We start from the raw sequence: 20677 nt of genomic DNA, 5'->3' as shown, positions 1-20677 counted from the left end.
GGACACCATGGGCTGGAGCTATCGAAAATCGATCAAGATGGGACCGTTCAGGCTCAACCTCTCCCGCGGCGGCGTCGGGCACAGCTTCGGCGGACGCGCCTTCCGCGTCACGAAGACGGCGGACGGGCGCCGTACCCTCACCGTGAACCTGCCCGGCGGCTTCCACTGGAGGAAGACGCTCAACTAGCCCTGGGCGGCCGGCGCCTCGGGCGCGACCCCCGGCGCGCGCCGTGGGCCCGGGCTTCTCGGGCGCCTCTTCGGCCGCGGCTCCGGATGCCCGATGCGGCGCCGGCGACCGCCCGGCAGGACGGGGCCGCCATCCGGCGCTCGGCGGGCGGCACGTCACTCCTTGGGATGCAGGGCCGACGGCTTGTGCACCGCGGCCCCGCCGCTCTTCTCGCTGCGTACGAGGAACTGCGGGTCCTCGGGCGAGGCGGCCACGGTGCGCCCCGCCTCCTCGGTGCGCTCGGTGATCTTCTTTTCGACCTTGCCGGTCGCGGTGCCGCCGTGGCTCTTCCAGGAGACCTCGTCGCCCACCGACGGCTCCTCCTTCTTGTCTTTCTCACTCATACGCCCGGCCCTACCCGGGGAGACGGGCCGTCCTCCCGGCGTCGCGCCCGAACGGCTCTTATTTCGGCAAAGCTCCCCTGTGAACCGCCCCGCGAGCGGCAGCCGGTGCGGGAGATCTCCGATTTGTTGCCTTCGCGACGGGATTGCCCCGGCGCACTCCCGTGCACGGTGGGAGCATGGGGCGGACCGTGCGGCTGACCGCGACCGTCACTCCCGGGGACGGTGGCCTGTACTGCGCGCGGTGCGTCCAGGTCGAGGTGGCGTGCGAAGGGCACACGGTCGACGAGGCGCTGGATCGGCTCCGCCGCGCCCTGGAACATCACTTCGAGCATCGGCCGGTGCCCCACCCGTCCCCGCGCCCGCCGATCGTGGTGCCGATCGAGGTCAGGCTGCCGGACTGAGCCTGCCGCGCTCCTCGGGACCCCCGCGCTTCAGGCCCGGCGCGGCGTGCGCTTGCGGGTGCGATGGGATCTTTGCGGGTGAAGCTCCCGATCATCATGCTTGACCGGACATTGGTCGTCGGATGCGTGATCACTCCCCGGTGCGGCGCTTACCGTCGTGCTCGTACCATCCATGACCTCGGGGGAGTCTCATGCCTCTCTGCACAGCCGCTGTGCTGGCCGCCGCCCTGCTGTCGGGGCCGGCCGCCGTGCCGCCGGACCCGGCCCCGCCCGGAACGAGGGCCACCACGGACAAGAACAACGCCACGACGCCGTCCACGGGCCGGCCGCAACCCACGTCGCTGCCCGGCATGGCGCCCCAGGCCGGGGAGTTTCCGTTCCCCATCCCCCAGGCGCCGCCATGGATGGCTCCCAGCGGGACGGACGGCGGGCGGAACGACAAGGGCAGCGCTCCCGAATCGCCGGCCGCTTCGAGCGCGACCGGAGCCTCCGGCACGGACGCCGGAAGTCCCGCCCAGACGTCGGGCGACAGGGCGGCCGGAGGGGAGAACGCGACCAAGTTCGTTCCGGTGATCGATCCCAAGACGCGCGACGTCTTCATCCAGCCCGTCCTCGCTTCCGGCGAGGCGCCGAAGCCGTTCACCTTCCGCCCCGTGCAGGGGGTCCAGACGACCAGGGCCTACCCGCAGTCGAGGGGACAGCAGAAGACGGCGCAGCAGAAGGCGCCGCGCCAGAAGACGGCCAACCGCCCCGGCCGGCACCATTCGCCGCGCGGCTGGTGAGCCCGCCCCGGACGGCCTGACGGAAGAGGCCCGTGTGAGCGGCCCGTCTGATCGGCCCGCCACACCGGCGCTGCGCCGGTGTGGCGGGCTCTTCCGGTGTCGCCGTCCGCGGGGGTCGGTAGGCGCGGGCGGTCGTGCGGGTGGCACGCCGCGCACCGCGTCCGGTCCCGGGACCGATCGGTGCGTTCGCTCCGTGTCTCGTCACGCACCCGACCCGCCACCCAGCAACGACCTTTCCACGACTAAGGAAGCACGATCATGAATACCCGTCTGCTCGCCCTTGCCGCCCTGACCGCGGCGCTCTCGATGTCCGCGGCCTGCGGAAGTCAGGGCGACAACACCGCGGCTCCGGTCGCGGCCAACGAGACCGCCACGGACATGACCACCGAGACCCCCAGCCCGGAGGCGAGTGAGAGCGTCAGCCCGAGCCCGTCGGCGTCGCCGGCGGTCTCCGGGACGCCCGTCGGCGCGGGCTGCTCCTCGCTGCCGGCCTCGGGCAAGGGCAGCCCCGCCGAACTGGCCAAGGTGCCGGTCGGCACCGCGCTCGCCGACGTCCCGTCGCTGTCCACGCTGGCGCGCGTGGTGAAGAAGGCCGGACTGGCCGAGACGCTCAACTCCGCCCAGGACATCACGGTGTTCGCGCCCACGAACGAAGCGTTCAGCAAGATCCCCAAGAGCCAGCTCGACCAGATGATGTCGAACCGCAAGTCGCTCAGGGGCCTGCTGGCCTATCACGTGGTGAAGGGACGCAAGACGCCGGCGGACATGCACGGCCAGCTCACCTCCCTCGAGGGCCGCAAGCTCACGGTCTCCGGGTCCGACTCCAACCTCAAGGTCAACGACGCCGCGGTGTCCTGCGGGAACATCGCGACGAGCAACGCCACCGTCTACACGGTCGACAAGGTCCTCATGCCGAGGTGACCGTACGTCGCTCCGCGACGCTCTTGTGGGGGTGAGCCGCACCGCGGCTCACCCCCGTTCCATTTCACGGGGCCGATTCTGCCGCCTCGCCGGGGGGAGGCGGTTCGCCTGCGGATTCCGCGAATTCCGGCGGCCGCGCGACGGACATACAGTCTTATTTCACGTTTTATCGTGGACGGCTATTGTGATCCGGATCGGCGTGTTTTCGTAGCCGGCGGACAGTGCGTGACCTGCGGTCTATGTCCTGAAGCGGCTGATCCTCTTATTTGACCGGACACTGAGCATCGGGTCCGTGATCGCCCGGCATCGTGCGCTTACCTTCGTTCTTGTACCGTCCACCAGATTTCGGGGGAAATTCTCATGCCTCTATGTACTGCAGTACTCGCCGCCGCTCTTCTTTCGGGCCCCGCGGGTGCGCCCGGCGACCCGGCACCGCTGTCCGCCAAGGAGCCGTTGTCGCCCGGCAAGCAGATCGCCGCGCTGGCGATGAGCCACCCGGAGGAGCCCGACTTCGTCGCCTCGAAGACGCTGGACATCCTGGACAAGGGCGCGAAGGTCGGCCCGTTCATGCCGGCCGACGACCAGACCGAGAACCGGGCGAACGGCCCGGCGGCGAACGGCCGTCCCGCCAACCGGCCGGCGGCCGGTGAGCAGGCGAACGGCGGCGCGGGCGCCGGCGGCCAGCGCGGCGACGGCCCGACCGGGGCCGGTCCGAACATTCCGATGATCACCCGGACGGGCGACCAGGCGAACGGCACGCAGCCGGCCAACGGCTCCATGTTCACGATGCCCGCCACCGGCAAGAGCAACAACGGCGGCGGGGCGCCTCAGGACGTCTTCCTGCACCCCACGTCCAATCAGCCCACGTACACCAAGATGTCCGGCAACGACTTCACCCGTAAGCCGTCGAGCCGGAAGACCGACGACGAGGACGCCGGCGCCTGGGTGCGCGAGATGCAGGGCTGGGGCATGCAGAAGCCGGGCAAGGCGAAGGCCGCCAAGCCCCAGGCCAAGCCCAAGGCCCAGGCCAAGGCCCAGTCCAAGGCGCCCATCTCCGACGACTTCTGGAACATGCCGGGCTGGGACTGAGCGCCCGCGCCGTCGTGAGGCGGGGCGGTGACACGACGGAGGGGTGAGCCGGACCGGCTCACCCCTCAACCGTGTGCGCGGGCCCTGGCGGCGCGGCGCAGGTCGACGACCTCCACCAGATCCGCGAGATCGAGGTGGGCCGCCACCTCCTCGACGGAGGCGCAGTAGCCCACGTGATAGCCCAGGTGACGGACGCGCAGCAGCCGGCGGCCCTCGATGACGACCAGGTCCACCTCGTGCCCTTCCGGACTCACCCACGTGCGCACGGGGGGAAGGGTAGGCAACGCCGGGTCATGGGCCGGTAAAGCCGCCCCGGTCCAGCCACCGTGCCGTCCAATACGGACATAAGACTCAAAGTGCGGCGAAAGCGGCCAGGGTCTCCGGGTATGAGGGCAACCGTCGGGGATCGGGGACGGGGCCGGGGTGATCGGCATGACGAGCGGGTGGACGTTCGAGGGACAGCCCAGCGCCATCGGCGGGGGCGCCATGACGCTCGTGGCCGGGGGATCGTTCTGCGTATCGGCCCGCAACGGCGACATCCTGCCCGGGTCGGCGCAGGGGATCTACTACGCCGACACCCGGCTGCTGTCCCAGTGGGAGCTGCGCGTCGACGACGGCCCGGTCGAGGAGCTCCAGGTCCTCGCGGGCGAGCCGTACCACGCGACCTTCGTCGGCCGGGCGGCGCCCCGCCCGGGGCAGGCGGAGAGCACGCTGCTGGTCGTGCGCGACCGGTACGTCGGCGGCGGGCTGTCGGAGGAGATCACCATCCGCAACATGTCCCACGAGCCGGCCGGCTGCATGGTGACCCTGCACGTCGGCTCCGACGTGTGCGACCTGTTCGAGGTGAAGACCCACCGGGTGCACTGGGTGGCCGACGTGACGACCGCGGCGGAGGAGCGGTCGCTGCGCATGTTCTCGATCAGCAAGGGCCGGGGGGTGCGGGTGGCGGCCAAGGCCGACGGCACCCCGATCCTGCCGGTGGTCAACCCGCGCCTGCTGGTCTTCCGCGCGGTGGTGCCGCCGCGCGGCGAGTGGACGGCCGACGTCCAGGTCAACCCGATCATCGAGGGGGCCGAGACCGAGCCGTGGTATTCGGGGAAGCGGCTGTCGCCCGCGCTGGCGGAGCGGGCGGGCCGGTTGTTCGAGTGGCGCAGGCGCCTGCCCGAGGTGACGACGACCAACGTCTCCCTGGCGGGGATTTTGCGCCAGGCCTTCGACGACCTCGGCGCGCTGCGGCTGTTCGACCCCGAGCATCCCGAGCTGCCGCCCACCGTCGCCGCCGGGGCGCCCTGGTTCATGACGCTGTTCGGCCGTGACTCCTTGCTGACCTCGTGGCTGGCCCTGCCGCTCGACCCCGACCTGGCGTACGGCACGCTGTGCCGGCTGGCCGATCTGCAGGGCACCAAGGTCGACCAGCTGAGCGAGGAGGAGCCGGGGAAGATCATGCACGAGCTGAGGTACGGCGCCCGGCAGGACGACACGACGACCGGCGGGCGCGCCTACTACGGCTCGGTGGACGCGAGCCCGCTGTTCGTGATCCTCCTCGGCGAGCTGCGCCGATGGGGCCTGCACCGGGAGTCGATCGAGCGGCTGCTCCCGCACGCCGACGCCGCGCTGGAGTGGATCGAGCGGTACGGCATGCGGGACGGGTTCCTGTGGTACCGGCGCAAGACCGACCAGGGCCTGCTCAACCAGGGCTGGAAGGACTCCTTCGACGGCATCAACTACGCGGACGGCGTGATCGCCCGGCCGCCCGTCGCCCTGGCGGAGGCGCAGGGCTACGTCTACGCCGCCTACGTCGCCCGCCACTACTTCGCCCGTGAGGCGGGCGACACCGAGACCGAGCGGCGCTACCGGGACCGGGCCGCCGAGCTGCGCGCCCGGTTCAACGAGCGGTTCTGGCTGCCCGACCGCGGTTACTTCGCCGTCGGGCTCGACCACGAGGGCCGCCCGATCGACGCCCTCGCCTCCAACATGGGGCACTGCCTGTGGTCGGGCATCGTCGACCGCGACAAGGCGGCGGCCGTGGCCGCGCATCTGTTGTCACCGCGGATGTTCACCGGCTTCGGCGTCCGCACCCTCGCCTCCGACATGGGCGCCTACAACCCGATGAGCTACCACAACGGCTCCGTCTGGCCGCACGACAGCGCGCTCACCGCGGCCGGGCTCATGCGCTACGGCTTCGTGGAGGAGGCCCAGCGCATCGCCATGGGGCTGCTCGACGCCGCCCGCGCCTTCGGCGACCGGCTGCCGGAGCTGTTCTGCGGGTTCGACCGGGGGGAGTTCGACGTGCCGGTGCCGTACCCGACCTCGTGCTCGCCGCAGGCGTGGGCCTCGGCCACCCCGGTCCAGCTCGTACGGCTCCTGCTGCGCATCGACCCGTGGGTGCCGAGCGGCAAGGTGTGGATCGCGCCGGTGCTGCCGGAGGGGTTCGGGGACCTGCGCATCTCCGGCATGCCGCTGGCGGGCACGCGGGTGGACCTGGAGGCCCGGGAGGGCAGCGGCGCGGTGCGGGTGTGCGGCCTGCCCGAGGGGGTGCGCCTCATCCCGGAGCCGCGCCCGCCGTCGAGATCCGGCGCGCGCTCCTGACCCCGGCCGTCCCCGGGCCGGCCGCCGGTCGAGCGGGGCATAGTGGAGCCATGGCCGAGGATCTCAACTACTACTCGACGCTCATCGCGGTCGCCGAGGACTGCCCGGTGGACGCCGCGGAGGTGCCCAAGCCCAGGGGCGGCAGACCGACCGTCGCCGTCCTGCAGTACGAACTGATCTCCGGCGCGCCGTACGGCCTGACGCAGGAGGACGTGCTGTTCGAGACCTGGCTGCGCCGGCAGGACCCGCCGCCGCGGGACCTGTCGCAACAGCGGCGCGCGGAGCTCAGGAAGGAGTTCTTCTCCCGCTCCCAGGCCTGCCTGCGGGCCTCGCCCCTGCCCAAGAAGTACGGCTGGGGGCTGCTGTTCGACCGGGACGGCCGGATCGCGCTGTGCCCGATGGAGTCGGAGGAGTACCGGCGCCTGGTGGAGGGTCGGGCCGGCGGCCCGGGCGACAGTGGCCCGGGAGAGACGGGCCCGGGGGACAGCGGCCCGGGGGACAGCGGCCCGGGTGACGGCGGCGTGCGCGTGCTCAAGGCGTTGCGCTCGCGCCGCTCCTGACGCCGCCCGCTCCCCTCGGGCGGATCGCGCGGTTTGCCGGGACCGGCCAGGGGTACGCCCGGTTGTTCCACGGAGGCCGGCCGAGGCCGGCGGAGTTCCATGGAGCTCAGCGGAGCTCAGCCGGGCGCGGCCGGGGAGGGCGGGCGTCATGAGCGGAGTCGGACTCAGCGTGCGGATCCCCGTCGGCGGGGTCGTGCTCGACGCGGACGTCGTGGTTCCCGGGGAGGCCAGGGGGGCGGTGCTGTTCGCCCACGGCAGTGGCAGCGGCCGGCACAGCCCGCGCAACCGCTACGTCGCGGGGGAGCTGCAGCGGGCCGGGCTGGCCACCGTCCTGGCCGACCTGCTCACGATGGAGGAGGAGCGCGCCGACGCCGTCACCGGTCACCTGCGCTTCGACATCGGCCTGCTCGCGGAACGGGTGGGCGGGCTGGCCGACCGGCTGCCCGGGGGCGAGGCCGCCGGTGGCCTGCCCGGTGGCCTGCCCGTCGGGCTGTTCGGCGCGAGCACGGGCGCCGCCGCCGCGCTCGTCGCCGCGGCGGCGCGGCCCGGCGGCGTCGGGGCGGTGGTGTCCAGGGGCGGCAGGCCCGACCTCGCGGGGGACGCGCTCCGCTCGGTGCGCCAGCCGACGCTGCTGATCGTGGGGGAGCGCGACTCCGTCGTGCTCGACCTCAACAGGACGGCGATGCGGGCGATCACCGCGCCGGTGGAGCTGGAGATCGTGCCCCGGGCCACGCATCTGTTCGAGGAGCCGGGCGCCCTGGAGACGGTGGCGCGGCTCGCCCGCGACTGGTTCCTGCGCTACCTGGCGGGTGGAGCACCCCCCGCCTGAGCTGCCCCGCTACGATCTGACCTCATGGAACAGCGCGTGTTGGGCAGGACGGGCAGGCAGGTTGGCGTCGTCGGGCTGGGAGCCTGGCAGCTCGGGGCCGACTGGGGCGAGGTGAGCGAGGCGGACGCCATGGCCACGCTCGACGCCGCGGTCGACGCCGGGACCACCTTCATCGACACGGCCGACGTGTACGGCGACGGCCGCAGCGAGAAGATCATCGGAAAGCTGCTGAAGGAGCGCCCCGGCCTGACCGTGGCCACGAAGATGGGCCGCAGGGTGCAGCAGACGCCCGACGTCTACACCCTCGACAATTTCCGCGCCTGGACCGACCGATCCCGCGCCAACCTGGGCGTCGACACGCTCGACCTGGTGCAGCTCCACTGCCCGCCGAGCGCCGTCTTCGACACCGACGAGGTCTTCGACGCGCTCGACACGCTGGTCTCCGAGGGCCGCGTCGCCGCGTACGGCGTGAGCGTGGAGACGGTGTCCGAGGCGCTGACCGCGATCGCGCGGCCCGGCGTGGCCACCGTGCAGATCATCCTCAACGCCTTCCGGCTGAAGCCGCTGGACGAGGTTCTGCCCGCCGCGGAGAAGGCCGGTGTGGGCATCATCGCCCGGGTTCCGCTCGCCAGCGGCCTGCTGTCGGGCAGGTACGGCCCGCAGACGGTCTTCGCCGAGGACGACCACCGCAACTTCAACCGTCAGGGCGAGGCGTTCGACGTCGGCGAGACCTTCTCCGGCGTCGAGTACGGCGTCGGCCTCCAGGCGGTCGACCGGCTGCGCGACCTGGTGCCCGAGGGCATGACGATGGCGCAGTTCGCGCTGCGCTGGATCATCGACCAGCCCGGGGTCAGCGTCGTGATCCCCGGCGCCCGCAACCCGAACCAGGCCGAGGCCAACGCGGCGGCGGCGCGGTTCCCCGCTCTGCCGGCCGAGACGCACGACGCGGTCCGCGGGATCTACGACGACCTGATCCGTCCGCAGGTGCACCACCGCTGGTGACCCCGCCGTCACGGCGTGCCCGCGGCCGATGAGCCGCCCCGCGTGGGCCGGGGGCATCCGATCGGGGGGATCGGCTCGAATCACCCTGTGTGGAGACGTGGGATGCCACAGAGAAGAGGGCGGCCGAGGATGACGGCACGCCCGCCGGGCGGCGCGGATCACGCCGGCCGCGCCTGACGGGGCCGTGGCCGGCCCGGCCGCCGGGCGGGACACGGCCGAACAGTGCCGGCACGGTCGGCACGGTCGGCATGGCCGGTGTGGCCCGCATGGTCCGCATGGTCCGGCTGGTCCGCATGGTCCCCACGGGCGCTGTGGCGCGGGTGCCCGGCATGGTCCGCGCGGCCGGTCTGGTCCGGGTGGCCGGTGTGCTCGCGCTGGCCGCGATGACGGCCGCCCAGATCGCGACGGGGCTGCGGCCCCACGACCTGCGCCTCACCACCGTGGTCGTGGTCCTGCTCGCGGTGAGCGCGCTCGCCTTCGCGGCGGCGGCGTACGGCCCGGGCAGGGCGGCGGGCGCGTTCGCGGCGGCGGTGGCGGCGGGTTTCGCCGCCGAGTGGGCCGGCACCAGGACCGGCCTGCCCTTCGGCGACTACCGCTACACCGACGCCCTGTGGCCGCGGCCCGGGGGCGTCCCGTTGATCGTCGCCCTCGCGTGGGGCGGCATGGGCCTGGCCGCCCACGCCGTCGCCCGCCGCGTGGCGCCGCGCGGCCGGCTGATCCCGATCCTCGCCGGCGCACTGGCGCTCACCGCCTGGGACCTGTTCCTCGACCCGCAGATGCTCCGCCTCGGGCTGTGGGTCTGGGCGGAGCCCGGGCCGTACCGCGGGGTGCCGCTCGGCAACTTCGCCGGGTGGCTGCTGGTCTCCCTCCTGGTCATGACGCTCGTCGACCGCCTCACGGGCCGTACGGACGGCGGCCGGGCGGGGGCCACCGGGCTGGTCGCCCTCTACACGGTCATGGCGGCGATGGAGACCGTCGGCTTCGCCGTTGTCTTCCGGCCGCCCGACCCGTTCGTGGCCGCCGCCGGAGGGCTCGCGATGGGCACGTTCGCCCTGCTCGCCTGGGGGCGCGCATGGCGGAGGTGATCGTGGTCGGGGGCGGCGTCGGCGGCATGGCGGCCGCCCTGCTGCTCGCGCGGGACGGGCACGAGGTGCGCGTCTACGAGCGGCTGCCCCGTCTGGGCGGCAAGCTGGCCGAGCACAGGCGGGACGGCTTCACGTTCTCGATCGGCCCCTCGCTGCTCACGCTGCCCGGCCTCTTCCTGGACCTCGGCGTCCCGCTCGACCTGCTCGAACTCGACGAGCTGTGCCGCTACCACTGGCCGGACGGCTCGGCGCTGTCCACCTACCGCGACCCGGAGCGTACGGCGGAGGCGGTGGACCGGCTCGCGCCGGGCGAGGGCCGCCACTGGCGGGCCTACCACCGCTGGGCCGGGCGCTGCCTGGACGCCTCGATGCGCACCTTCTTCGCCGGACCGCTGTCCGGGCCCGTCGTCGAGCCGCCGATCCCGTGGTCCGGCCGGCGTGCCGCCGAGATCACGGGCGGACGGCCGGACGCCGGGTGGCGCGGCCCCGTCGCGCGGCCCCGGCCGGGCGACCTGCTCGCGGTCGCGCCCGGCCGCACCCTGGACGCGCTGGCCGCCCGGTTCTTCCGGGACGCCCGCCTGCGTCAGTACGTCGGCCGCTACGCCACCTACGCCGGGTCGAGCCCCTACCGCGCGCCCGCCGCCCTGGGCTGCGTCCCCGCCATCGAGCACGGAGACGGCGGGTGGTACGTGCGGGGCGGGCTGCCCCGGCTCGCCGACGCGCTGGCCGCGTCGCTCGACAAGGCGGGCGTCGAGGTCCGTCTGGAGACCGAGATCACCGAACTGATCGCGGGCCCGGGGCGGGTCGGCGGCGTCCGCACGGCCCGGGGCGAGGCGGTCCGGGCCGACATCGTGATCGTCAACGCCGACGCGGCGGCGCTGTACGGGCGGCTCCTGCCCGACCGTGCCCGGCTCCGCCGGATCGCCGGGCTGGGGCTGTCGTCGTCCGCCTTCCTGCTGCTCGCCGCCGTGGAGGGGCGGACCGAGGGCATGCCGCACCACTCGGTCGTGTTCTCCGCCGACTACCGGCGCGAGTTCGGCGACATCTTCGACCGGCGGCGGCCGCCGGAGGACCCCACGGTCTACATCGCCCGCCCCGTGGTGGACGACCCCACCCAGGCTCCCGCGGGCGCGGAGAGCTGGAGCATGCTGGTGAACGTCCCCGCCGGCGACCCCGCGCGCTGGCCGATGCCGCCCGAGGCGTACGCGGAGCTCGTCCTCGGCCGCCTGGCGAGCAGGGGCCACGACCTGTCCGGACGGCTGCGCTTCCTCGACCTGCTGACCCCGGCCGACCTGCGCGACCGGTACGGCGCGTGGGGCGGGGCGATCTACGGCGGCGCCTACGGCGGCCCGCTCGCCCCCTTCCGCCGCCCCGGCAACCGGGGGCCGCTGCGCGGGCTGTACCTCGTCGGCGGGTCCGCGCATCCGGGAGGCGGGCTGCCGCTGGTGGCGATGGGCGGCCGGATCGTGGCCGCGCTGGTGCGCCGCGACTTCCCCCGCTCCGCCCGTCGCCAGGGAAAGGCACACCCGTGAGAACCGGCGCGGCCGGGACGGCAGGGCGCCCTGGGGCCGGACGAGCCGGGACCGGCGCGCGGGTGCTCGCCGCCGCCCAGGCGGCGGCGGCCCTCGTCGTGCTGGTGCGCCTCGCGCGCGGCCGGCGGCGGCTCCCTCCGCTCGCCGCGCCCCTGCCGGGCCCGCCCCCCGGCGCCGGCGGCCGGGCGACCGGGCCGGGCGGCGGTGCGGCCGGAGGCGGCGCCTCGGCGGCCCGCGCCGGCCGTGGCGTGGCCCCCGATGGGGGACGTCCGGGCATCTCGGTGGTCATCCCGGCCAGGGACGAGGAGCGCAGGCTCGGGCCCTGCCTGCGGGCGGTGCTGGCCGACCCCGCCGTCGCCGAGGTCATCGTGGTGGACGACGAGTCCTCGGACGGCACCGCGCGGCTCGCCGCCGCGTACGGCGCGACGGTGGTGCGCGGACGCCCGCTGCCGGACGGCTGGGTGGGCAAGCAGTGGGCGCTGCACCAGGGGCTGTCGCGGGCGCGCGGCGAGATCGTGGTCACTTTGGACGCCGACACGCGGCCCCGGCCGGGCCTGTTCGGCGCACTCGCCGCCGCCCTCCGTGACCACGACCTGGTCAGCGCGGGCCCCCGTTTCGTCTGCGACGGGTTCGCCGAGCAGGCGCTGCACGCGTCGTTCCTCGCCACGCTGGTCTACCGGTTCGGCCCCATCGGTCCCCCCGCGCCGCCGCCGCCCCACCGGGTGGTGGCCAACGGCCAGTGCCTGGCCTTCCGGCGGGAGGCGATGCGGCGGGCCGACGGCTTCGCCCGGGTGCGGGGGCACATGACCGACGACGTCGCCCTCGCCAGGGCCCTCGCCGCCGGCGGCTGGAGGGTCGGCTTCCTCGACGCGGGGGGACTGCTGGAGGTCGACATGCACGAGTCGGCGGCCGGGGTGTGGCGGGAGTGGGGGCGCTCGCTGCCGCTGCGCGACGTCACCCGCCCCGCGTGGCAGGCGGCCGACCTCGCCGTCGTCTGGCTCGCCGCCGCGTTGCCGGCGCTCCGCCTGGCCGCCGGGCGGCCGACCCGGCTCGACCTGGCGCTGCTCGCCGTACGGGTGCTGCTCGCCACCGCGCTGCGGCGCAGCTACGCCCGGCCCGGCGCGGGCGTGGCGCTGTCGTTCCTGCTCGACCCGGCCACGGCCGTACGGCTGACGCAGGCGACGCTGCGGCCCGTCAGGACCTGGCGGAGCCGCGCCTACCCCGTCTTCCCCGCCGGTGGCGCGGCGGAGACGGGTGCCGTCAGGCGCGGCGCGCGGCCAGCGCCGCCTGCCCGAAGCGCAGCCCGATGAGGCACATGAGCGCGCCGGTCGCGGCGACGTGGCCGATCGGCGCGAACGGCAGTTGCAGCAGCGGGATCGCGAACACCCCGGCCCGGGCCCCGGCCGCGAACGACCGGGTGAGCAGGAAGACCACCCCGAGAACGGCGAGCGCGAGCCCGAACGCGGGCGGGCAGATCACCGCGACGCCGCCGGCGAAGGTCAGCACCGACCGCCCGCCGCGGAACCCGGCGAAGACCGGCCAGGCGTGCCCGATCATCGCCGCGCCCACCGCCAGGTACGCCGCGGGGACGCTCGGGCCCGCGACCACCCCCGGCCCGGTGGTGTGGGCGCCGCCGGCCAGCAGGCCGAGCAGCCCGGCGAGCACGCCCTTGGCCATGTCCCCGGCGAAGACCGGCGCGGCCGTCCGGCCGCCGAGCCGTTCGCGCACGTTCCAGAAGCCGGGGTTGCGGTCGCCGATCTCCCGGGGATCGACGCCCCGCCGCCCCGCGACCAGCACCGCGACCGGAACCGAGCCGAGAAGGTAGCCGCCGATGAGCGCCACCAGCAGGGGGACGAGCGGCGGGAGCGTCGTCACGTTCCACCTCCAGCGATACGCGGACCGGGGGGCCATGCGTCACATGGCCTTCGACCGCCCGGTGCTCCGCCGCACCGGGGGGCTGCTGTTCTGGCGGCTGCTCGGCTCGGGCCGGGGGGCGTCGATGACCCTCGGCGCCGACCTGCGCCGCTGGGCGCTGCTCGCCGTCTGGCGGGACGAGCGGGCGTTCGAGGAGTTCCTGGCACGCTCGCCGATCCCCGCCAGGTGGCGGCGCGAGGCCGTCGAGGCCTGGCACGTACGGCTCGCGCCGATCGCCTCGCGCGGGCGCTGGAACGGGGCCGAGCCGTTCACACCCGTGCCCGGGCGCGCGAGGTCGCAGGCCACGGCGGGGCCGCAGGACGGGCCCGTGGCGGTGCTGACCCGGGCGTCGATCCGGCCGTCGCGACTGGTCGCGTTCTACCGCTCCGTGCCCGCCGTCGAGGGATTGCTGCGGGCCCAGGAGGGCTGCCTCGCCTCCGTCGGGCTGGGGGAGTGGCCGCTGGCCCGGCAGGCCACCTTCTCCCTGTGGCGCGACGCCGCCGCCGTCCGCGCGTTCGCCTACGCCGGGCGGGCGCACCGTGAGGTCGTCGAACGGGTCCGCGCCCACGACTGGTACTCCGAGGAGCTGTTCGCCCGGTTCATTCCCTACGCGAGCGTGGGCGCCTGGGACGGCGCCGATCCCCTCGCGGGTCGGCGAGCCGATCCCTGAACCGCCGGGACGCCCGGCCTCGCGGGAGATCACGGCGCGGGCTGGACGGCGAGCCGGTCGCCGAGCCGGGCGACGACCTCGCCCTCGGCGAGGTCGCGCGCCACCACGCAGGCCCGGGCGACGGTCCCGGCCCGGGAGTTGCCGTGCGCCACGACGACGGTGCGGGTGAGCCCGAGGAGGGCCGCGCCGCCGTGCGTCTCGGGATCGTAGCGGGCCGCCACCCGGCCGAGGCCGGCCGGAGCGGCCACGCCCTCCGCCGCCGCGAGGGCGAGCGTGGCGCGCACGGTCCCCTCCACGTTCTTCAGCACGACGTTGCCGGTGAACCCGTCGGTCACGATCACGTCGACGACCCCGGTGAGCACGTCGCCGCCCTCCACGTTGCCGTGGAAACGCAGCGGCAGGCCGCGCAGCAGGGTCTCGGCCCGGCGGGTCAGCCGGTTCCCCTTGCCGGGCTCCGCGCCGATCGACAGCAACCCGACGCGAGGGTCGGCCACGCCCAGCACGAGCTGCGCGTACGACGCCCCGAGCAGCGCGAACTGGGCGATCATCTCGGGCATCGGGTCCACGGTCGCGCCGGCGTCGATCAGCACGGTGACCCCGCCCGCCGTGGTCGGCAGCGCCACGGCCAGCGCGGGGCGCAGCACGGCGGGCGCGGTGCCGAGCCGGTCGGCCGCGCAGGCGACCACGGCCCCGGTGGACCCCGCCGACACGAAGGCCCCGCCGGCTCCCTCCCGCAGGAGGTCGAAGCCGACGGACATGCTGGAGCGGACCATGCGGACCGCACCCGCGCCCCGCTCGGTCATCGGCACGACGTCGGCGGCGTGCGCGACGTCGATCTCGCCCGCCGCCCCGAGCCGGGCCAGTTCCCCGCGCACGACCCCGGCCCGGCCGACGAGGACGACCGGCACGCCGTGATCCCGCCACGCCTCGACCGCCCCCCGGACGACCTCCGCGGGCCCGTGGTCGCCGCCCATGGCGTCCACGACGACCGGGCGGGACATCACGCCACCTCCACCCGGCGTTCGGCGCGGGCGGCGGCCCGCGCGGCGAACAGGTGCCGGGCGAAGATCGCGAGCCTGCGCCGCCGGGAGACCCTGGCCCGCCTCGCCAGCACGTCGTGCCCGGCCGCCCCGATCTCGTCCAGGATGCCGCCGTACAGCTCGTACGCCGCCCTGATGCAGGGGCGGGACGACGGCGCGAGCAGCGCGATCCCGTCACGGGCCCGCCGGTAGTGGTCGCGGGCGCGGTCGCACTCGTAGGCCACCAGCTCCCGCACGGCCGGCGCGGCGGACGGCGCGGCCAGGTCGGCCTCCGTCACGCCGAACTTGTCGAGGTCGGCGAGCGGCAGGTAGACGCGGCCCCGCGTCAGGTCCTCGCGCACGTCGCGGATGAAGTTGGTGAGCTGGAAGGCCAGCCCGAGCTGGCGGGCGGGCTCGCGGGCCCGCCCCTCCTCGCCCGGCAGGGCCTCCAGCACCGGCAGCATCATCGTCCCGATGACCGCCGCCGATCCTTCCATGTATCCCAGCAGGTCGTCGTAGGTCGCGTACCGGTCCACGGTGAGGTCGGCGCGCATGGACGCGAGGAACGCCCGCACGTCGGCGTGGTCGATCCCGAACGCCCGCACCGTGTGCGTGAAGGCGGGGAGCACCGGATCGCGGACGTGTTCGCCGTCCAGCGCGGCGGCGAGCCGGGAGGACAGGCGCTCCAGCGCCGCGGACCGGTCGCCGGTCACCGCGAACGAGTCCACGATCTCGTCGGCGTAACGGGCGAAGCCGTACAACGCGTGGACGTGCGGCCGTTTCCAGGCGGGCAGCAGGCGGGTGGCCAGGTAGTACGAGCGGCCGTAGCTCGCGTGCAGCCTGCGGCACCGCTCGTAGCCGGCCGTCAGCGTCGCGGCCGGCGCCTGTGGTGGCGCGCTCATGGGGTGCTCTCCAGGATGCGCTCGGCGGCCAGGCGGCCGGAGATCAGCACGGGCGGCACCCCGACGCCGGGCGCCGTGTACATGCCCGCGAAGTGGAGGCCGGGGACCCGCCGGGCCTGGCCGGACGGACGGAACCACGCAGTCTGGGTGAAACGGGCGTCGAGCGCGAAGGGCGTGCCGGCCGAGTGGCCGCGCCGCCGCCAGGCGGGGGGATCGAACACCAGCCGGGGCGTGCCGGACAGGTCGCCGTACCCGAGGCCGGCGAGCCGGTCCAGCATGCGCTCCATGAGGCGGGGGGTGAGCGCCGTCCAGTCGGCTTCGCCGCGCGTGTTGGGGGCGGGCTCCAGCACGCTGAGCACGGCGGGCCGGTGGTTGTGAGGCCCGTGGCTGCCGGACCCGTGGTTGTCAGGTCCGTGGTTGTCAGGCCCGTGGTTGTCAGGCCCGTGGTTGTCAGGCCCGTGGTTGTCAGGACAGGTCACGAGCAGGCTCGGGTCCGGCTGCGGCCTGCCCGCCTCCAGCTCCGCGAACGTCGTCTCCCACGCACGCCCGAAGTGCAGGGTGTGGTGGGCCTGGTCGTCCGGGCGCCGGTCCAGTGCGAAGTGCGCCACCAGGCACGAGGGGGACAGCCGCGGCCGGCGCAGCCGCCAGTCGGCCGCCTCCTCGGGCAGCAGGCCGTCGCCGTCCCGCCGCCCGTGGGCCCGGAGCAGGTCGCAGGCCACCACGGCGTGCCGGGCCGCCAGCCGCTCCCCGGTGTCGAGGCGGACGGCGACCACCCCCGCCCCGTCGGTCTCGATCCGCGTGGCCCGCACGCCGTAGCGGAAGACGGCGCCGGCCTTCTCGGCGGCGGCGGCCATGGCCCGCGGGACGGCGTGCATGCCGCCCTCGCGGGGGAAGTAGACCCCGCCGACCGTGTCCATGTGGGCGATCACGGCGTACACGCCGAGGGCGCGGCGCGGCGACAGGCCGACGTACAGCGCCTGGAACGTGTGCGCCCTGATCAGCCGCTCGTCGGTGAGGTGGCGCCGTACGAGCCCGTCCAGCCGGCGGAAGCCGCCGAGCGCGGCCAGCCGCACCAGCGCGTACGGCCGGGCCAGCGCGCGCAGCCGGGTCATGTCGCGGTCGATGAACGCGCTCCACTCGGCCTCGAACATCTCGCCCAGCAACTGCCGGAACCGCCGGTAGCGCACGGCCTCGGCGGGCCCGCACAGCGCCCGCACGCGCTCGGCCATCGCGTCGGCCCCCGCCACCACGTCCAGCCGCGACCCGTCGTGAAAGGTCAGCCGGTAGTACGGATCGAGCCGGCGCAGCGGCAGCCAGCGCTCCAGGTCCTGCCCGGCGGCGGCGAAGGTGTCGGCCAGCACCCCCGGCATGGTCAGCACCGAGGGCCCGGTGTCGACGCGGTGGGAGCCCAGGGCCGCCGTGCCGCAGCATCCGCCCGGCACGTCGGCGGCTTCCACGACCGTCACCTCGCGGCCCGCCCCGGCCAGGCGCATCGCGGCGGCCAGGCCGCCCAGCCCGGCGCCGACGACCACGATCGGCCCGCCCGCGGTCACCGGCGGGCTCCGCCGGCCGAGGGCTCCGCGGAGCCTGCCAGGGGAGCGGGGCCCGGCCGGGCGCGGCCGGTGGGGGCGGCGGGGCCCGTGGGATCGGGATCGGGGTCGGTGAGGCGGCGGGCGAGGTCGAGCAGGGCCGCTCGGGCGTCCGCGGGCATGTCCGCAGCGGACAGCGCCCCGGCCGCGGCCTCGGTGAGGTCGCCGATGCGCCGCTCGACCGTCTCCAGCGCGCCGGTCGCGACGATCATCTCCCGGACCGCCGCCACGAGATCCGGCCGCGCCCCGCCCGGCCCCGGCAGCGCGTCCAGCAGCGCCGCGCCCGGGCCGTCCGCCCGTTCGCGTGCCAGCGTCAGCAGGTAGGTCCGCTTGCCCTGCAGCAGGTCGGCCCCGGCGGGCTTGCCGGTCCGCGCCGGGTCGCCGAAGACGCCGAGGACGTCGTCGCGGAGCTGGAAGGCCTCGCCCAGCGGCAGCGCGTACGCGCTGAGGACCCGGCGCAGCCCGGGCTCGCCCCCGGCGATGGCGTGGCCGAGGTGCAGCGGCCGCTCGACCGTGTATTTGCCCGACTTGTACGTCGAGATCAACAGGGCCTCCCGGCGGCCGCCTCCGCCCCGGGCGGCGCAGGTCAGGTCGAGGTACTGCCCCGCGGCGAGTTCCACGCGCAGCTGGGTGAGGACCTCCAGGGCGTCGGCCAGCCTGCGGCGGTCGGCCAGCAGCGCGGAGTCGGCCCAGGTGAAGGCCAGCATGCCGAGCAGCACGGCGGCCGACTCCCCGAACCGCCGCGACGACCCGGCCCAGCCGCGCTCCCGATGCCGCTCGGCGAGCGCCACGTGGGCGGTGACGTGGCCGCGCCGCAGCGGCGACTCGTCCATCACGTCGTCGAGGATCAGCGCGCACGCGTGGAGGAGCTCGATCGAGCAGCCCGCCGCCAGCACGGCGTCGAGGTCGTCGGGGGAGCCGCCGCAGGCCCGGTGGCCCCAGTACACGAAAGCCGGCCGAAGCCGCCTGCCGCCGCGCGCGACGAAGCCGGCGAGGTGGCGCCGCAGCGTCTCCCGATCCTCGGCCCCGAGGAAGGACAGCCGGTCCATCTCACGCCGGAGCAGCTCGTCCAGGGACCGGTCGAACAGGTCCCGGTCGAACAGGTCCCGATCGGCAAGGGGGCGGTCGATCACGCCGGCCCCGGGCAGGGCGTCGTCGGGCGGGCCGGGCGGGCGGCGATCGGACGGCTCCCGCGTCTCCTCCCCGACGCCGCCGGTCTCGCGGGTCAACGTCACCATGCGCAGTGCTCCTTCGATCGGTACGGTGATCGGCGGCGCCGTCAGTAGAGTTTTCGCGCCCGCCCGCTCCGGCGGTTGCATCCGCACCGGGCTCCCCCGCCGAAACAAGGCCAGGGGGCGGCCGAAAGGGGCGGAGGCGGCCACGGGGACCGTGCGCGTGCGCCCCCGGCGCGCCTGCCCGGCCCCGGTCGTGCCGGTGCTCGCGAGGCGCGCGCCGCGGGCTGAGAGGCTGGTCCGCGGGGACGCGGACCGGCGGCCGGAGCACGGCGAGCGGACGGGACGACCGGCCGGACGGACACGGGGTGAGCGGGTGGCAGACGAGGACGCACCGGGGGCCGGCGAGAACACGGCCGCCGAGGAGGAGCCGGGCTACGGCATCGGGGCCGTCTCCCGGCGGCTCGGCGTGCCCGCGTCCACGCTGCGCACGTGGAACCTCAGGTACGGCATCGGCCCGAGCAGGCGCAGCCCCGGCGGGCACCGCCGTTACGACGACGCGGACCTGCGCCGCCTGGAGGAGATGAACCGGATGATCCGGGCCGGGATGCCGCCGGCCGACGCCGCCAGGCAGGCGCTGCGGCCGAGGTCCGCGCCGGGAGAGCGGGCGGCGCCCGCGGCGGGGCCGGTCCCGGAGTCCTCCGTGCCCGCCAAGCCGCCGCCGGTGCCTTCCGAGTCGCATGAGCCCCCCGGGCCGGCCGAGCCGCGCGTGCCGCCCGCGCCCGCCGTACGGCAGGCCGCGGAACCCGGGTTGCTGTCGGCGGTGATGCTGGCCCGCGCGGTGACGGCGCTGGACGCCCCGACCGTGACCGCGGGACTGGACGCGGCGCTGACCACGCACGGCGTGGTGTGGACGTGGGAGCGGCTCGTGCTGCCGGTGTTCGCGGCCGTCAGTCGCAGGCAGCAGGACACGTGTGCCGGGATCGACGTCGAGCACTTGTTCTCGGAGCGGCTGCAGGTCGCGCTCGCGCGGTTCGCCGCCCGGGCGCCCGCGCCCGTGCATCCCCGTCCGGTCCTGCTGGCCGCCGCCGAGGAGGAGCAGCACGCGCTGCCGGTCCACGCCCTGGCCGCCGCGCTCGGCGCGCTCGGGGTGGAGACCCGCGTGCTCGGAGCGCGCACGCCGTACCGGGCGCTGGCGGACGCGATGCGCCGTCTCGGCCCCGCGGCGGTGTTCGTGTGGTCGCAGATGCGGGACACCGGCGATCCGGCGCCGCTGGCCGGTCTGCCGCGGCTCCGCCCCGCCTGCCGCGTCGTGGCCGGCGGCCCCGGGTGGGCGGACGACCTGCCCGCGGAGGTCGTCCGGGTGTCGACGTTTCGCGACGCCATCTCGGCGGTAATGACCACTCTGCGGTGAATTCGCGCCCTTTGGCGCTTTTTGAATCCAGCCTTCGACCCCCATGGTTGCCCTCTCCAGTCGCGGGCAGTTATGAATAGATTTTGAATAAGTTTTCGCGTCAAGGGGGGCCGATGGAGGAGACGCTGGAGTTCCGCCTCGCCGCGGGAGACGCGGGCGCCCTGGGGGAGTGCTACCGCGCCCACTCGCCGGCTGTGCGCTCCTACCTGCGCAGACTCGTGCCGCCACAGGATGTGGAGGACGTCCTGCAGGTCGTCTTCACCGAGGTGTGGCGCTTCCGGCACCGCTTCGACCCGGGCCGCAGCCTGTCGGCCTGGCTGTTCGGCATCGCCCGCAACCGCGCGGTGGACCACCTGCGGGCGCGCACGCCCGCGACGGTGCCGCTCGAAGCGGTGCCCGACCCGGCGGGGCGCGACGGCCGGCTGGACGGCGACGAGTTCGCCGACCGCGACCGCGTCCGGCGCGCGCTGGCCGCCCTGCCCCAGGTGCAGCGCCAGGCGATCGAGCTGGCGTACTACGCGGACCTGACCCAGCGGGAGATCGCCGAGCACCTGCGCGTCCCGCTCGGCACGGTCAAGGCGCGTACGGCGCGCGGCCTGCATCGCCTGTCCACGCTGCTGCGGACGGCGGCCTGATC

Annotated in this window: 22 protein-coding genes; 15 read left to right on the top strand and 7 right to left on the bottom strand. The window is 75.1% G+C overall.

What is annotated here, in order from left to right:
• Positions 1–7 precede the first annotated feature (7 nt).
• The gene (locus AAH991_RS18520; RefSeq protein ID WP_193207189.1) at positions 8–187 is read left to right on the top strand and encodes a DUF4236 domain-containing protein; all 180 of its coding nucleotides are present in this window, start codon (positions 8–10) and stop codon (positions 185–187) included.
• Positions 188–342: 155 nt separating this feature from the next.
• Here the strand turns inward: AAH991_RS18520 and AAH991_RS18515 are convergent, their stop codons facing one another.
• Positions 343–570, bottom strand: coding sequence for a hypervirulence associated TUDOR domain-containing protein (locus AAH991_RS18515; protein WP_346227096.1), 228 nt, complete (start codon positions 568–570; stop codon positions 343–345).
• A 176-nt stretch (positions 571–746) separates the two neighbouring features.
• On the opposite strand from AAH991_RS18515, the gene AAH991_RS18510 reads away from it, so the two are divergent.
• The 4 genes from AAH991_RS18510 (at position 747) to AAH991_RS18495 (ending at position 3763) form a co-directional block, all read left to right on the top strand.
• On the top strand, positions 747–971 hold the full coding sequence (locus tag AAH991_RS18510) for a type II toxin-antitoxin system HicB family antitoxin (RefSeq protein WP_346227095.1): 225 nt from the start codon (positions 747–749) through the stop codon (positions 969–971).
• 191 nt (positions 972–1162) lie between these two features.
• The gene (locus tag AAH991_RS18505; RefSeq protein ID WP_346227094.1) at positions 1163–1753 is read left to right on the top strand and encodes a hypothetical protein; all 591 of its coding nucleotides are present in this window, start codon (positions 1163–1165) and stop codon (positions 1751–1753) included.
• A 258-nt stretch (positions 1754–2011) separates the two neighbouring features.
• Complete coding sequence (locus AAH991_RS18500; protein ID WP_346227093.1) at positions 2012–2674, top strand: fasciclin domain-containing protein; 663 nt, start codon at positions 2012–2014, stop codon at positions 2672–2674.
• A 360-nt stretch (positions 2675–3034) separates the two neighbouring features.
• Complete coding sequence (locus AAH991_RS18495; protein ID WP_346227092.1) at positions 3035–3763, top strand: hypothetical protein; 729 nt, start codon at positions 3035–3037, stop codon at positions 3761–3763.
• Between the two features lie 65 nt (positions 3764–3828).
• On the opposite strand, the gene AAH991_RS18490 is transcribed toward AAH991_RS18495, so the two are convergent.
• Entirely contained in the window at positions 3829–4029 is a 201-nt protein-coding gene (locus AAH991_RS18490; protein WP_346227091.1) for a transposase, read from the bottom strand.
• A gap of 166 nt (positions 4030–4195) precedes the next feature.
• On the opposite strand from AAH991_RS18490, the gene AAH991_RS18485 reads away from it, so the two are divergent.
• The 7 genes from AAH991_RS18485 (at position 4196) to AAH991_RS18455 (ending at position 12670) form a co-directional block, all read left to right on the top strand.
• Positions 4196–6352, top strand: a complete 2157-nt coding sequence (locus AAH991_RS18485; RefSeq protein WP_346227090.1) for an amylo-alpha-1,6-glucosidase — start codon at positions 4196–4198, stop codon at positions 6350–6352.
• Between the two features lie 50 nt (positions 6353–6402).
• Complete coding sequence (locus AAH991_RS18480; RefSeq protein ID WP_346227089.1) at positions 6403–6912, top strand: DUF6157 family protein; 510 nt, start codon at positions 6403–6405, stop codon at positions 6910–6912.
• A gap of 148 nt (positions 6913–7060) precedes the next feature.
• Positions 7061–7741, top strand: coding sequence for a dienelactone hydrolase family protein (locus tag AAH991_RS18475; RefSeq protein ID WP_346227088.1), 681 nt, complete (start codon positions 7061–7063; stop codon positions 7739–7741).
• 24 nt (positions 7742–7765) lie between these two features.
• Positions 7766–8743, top strand: a complete 978-nt coding sequence (locus tag AAH991_RS18470; RefSeq protein WP_346227087.1) for an aldo/keto reductase — start codon at positions 7766–7768, stop codon at positions 8741–8743.
• A gap of 89 nt (positions 8744–8832) precedes the next feature.
• The gene (locus AAH991_RS18465; protein ID WP_346227086.1) at positions 8833–9828 is read left to right on the top strand and encodes a carotenoid biosynthesis protein; all 996 of its coding nucleotides are present in this window, start codon (positions 8833–8835) and stop codon (positions 9826–9828) included.
• Positions 9816–11360 carry a phytoene desaturase family protein gene (locus AAH991_RS18460; RefSeq protein ID WP_346227085.1) on the top strand — a complete coding sequence of 515 codons (1545 nt, stop codon included), beginning with the start codon at positions 9816–9818 and terminating at the stop codon, positions 11358–11360. Before AAH991_RS18465 ends, AAH991_RS18460 begins: the two co-directional genes overlap by 13 nt.
• Positions 11357–12670, top strand: a complete 1314-nt coding sequence (locus tag AAH991_RS18455; RefSeq protein WP_346227084.1) for a glycosyltransferase family 2 protein — start codon at positions 11357–11359, stop codon at positions 12668–12670. Before AAH991_RS18460 ends, AAH991_RS18455 begins: the two co-directional genes overlap by 4 nt.
• Here the strand turns inward: AAH991_RS18455 and AAH991_RS18450 are convergent.
• Complete coding sequence (locus tag AAH991_RS18450; RefSeq protein ID WP_346227083.1) at positions 12621–13235, bottom strand: glycerol-3-phosphate acyltransferase; 615 nt, start codon at positions 13233–13235, stop codon at positions 12621–12623. The two genes, AAH991_RS18455 and AAH991_RS18450, sit on opposite strands and share 50 nt — an antisense overlap.
• Between AAH991_RS18450 and AAH991_RS18445 the strand changes: the two genes are divergently transcribed.
• Positions 13192–13944: a spheroidene monooxygenase gene (locus AAH991_RS18445; protein WP_346227082.1), complete on the top strand. Its 753-nt coding sequence runs from the start codon at positions 13192–13194 to the stop codon at positions 13942–13944. The two genes, AAH991_RS18450 and AAH991_RS18445, sit on opposite strands and share 44 nt — an antisense overlap.
• Positions 13945–13973: 29 nt before the next feature.
• On the opposite strand, the gene plsX is transcribed toward AAH991_RS18445, so the two are convergent.
• The 4 genes from plsX to AAH991_RS18425 are packed head-to-tail and all read right to left on the bottom strand — an operon-like array spanning position 13974 to position 18692.
• Complete coding sequence (gene plsX, locus AAH991_RS18440) at positions 13974–14945, bottom strand: phosphate acyltransferase PlsX (RefSeq protein ID WP_346227081.1); 972 nt, start codon at positions 14943–14945, stop codon at positions 13974–13976.
• The gene (locus tag AAH991_RS18435; RefSeq protein ID WP_346227080.1) at positions 14945–15865 is read right to left on the bottom strand and encodes a phytoene/squalene synthase family protein; all 921 of its coding nucleotides are present in this window, start codon (positions 15863–15865) and stop codon (positions 14945–14947) included. Before AAH991_RS18435 ends, plsX begins: the two co-directional genes overlap by 1 nt.
• Positions 15862–17418 carry a phytoene desaturase family protein gene (locus AAH991_RS18430; protein WP_346227079.1) on the bottom strand — a complete coding sequence of 519 codons (1557 nt, stop codon included), beginning with the start codon at positions 17416–17418 and terminating at the stop codon, positions 15862–15864. Before AAH991_RS18430 ends, AAH991_RS18435 begins: the two co-directional genes overlap by 4 nt.
• Positions 17415–18692 (bottom strand): polyprenyl synthetase family protein, encoded by a 1278-nt coding sequence (locus tag AAH991_RS18425; protein WP_346227078.1) that lies wholly within the window; start codon positions 18690–18692, stop codon positions 17415–17417. Before AAH991_RS18425 ends, AAH991_RS18430 begins: the two co-directional genes overlap by 4 nt.
• A gap of 310 nt (positions 18693–19002) precedes the next feature.
• Between AAH991_RS18425 and AAH991_RS18420 the strand changes: the two genes are divergently transcribed.
• The gene (locus AAH991_RS18420; protein WP_346227077.1) at positions 19003–20040 is read left to right on the top strand and encodes a MerR family transcriptional regulator; all 1038 of its coding nucleotides are present in this window, start codon (positions 19003–19005) and stop codon (positions 20038–20040) included.
• A 113-nt stretch (positions 20041–20153) separates the two neighbouring features.
• Complete coding sequence (locus AAH991_RS18415; protein WP_346227076.1) at positions 20154–20675, top strand: RNA polymerase sigma factor; 522 nt, start codon at positions 20154–20156, stop codon at positions 20673–20675.
• Positions 20676–20677 lie beyond the last annotated feature (2 nt).

It is taken from the genome of Microbispora sp. ZYX-F-249 (assembly GCF_039649665.1).
Classification (GTDB): Bacteria; Actinomycetota; Actinomycetes; order Streptosporangiales; family Streptosporangiaceae; genus Microbispora; species Microbispora maris.
The sequence above is the reverse complement of the archived record's forward strand: the minus strand, read 5'-3'. Positions and strand labels throughout refer to the sequence as shown.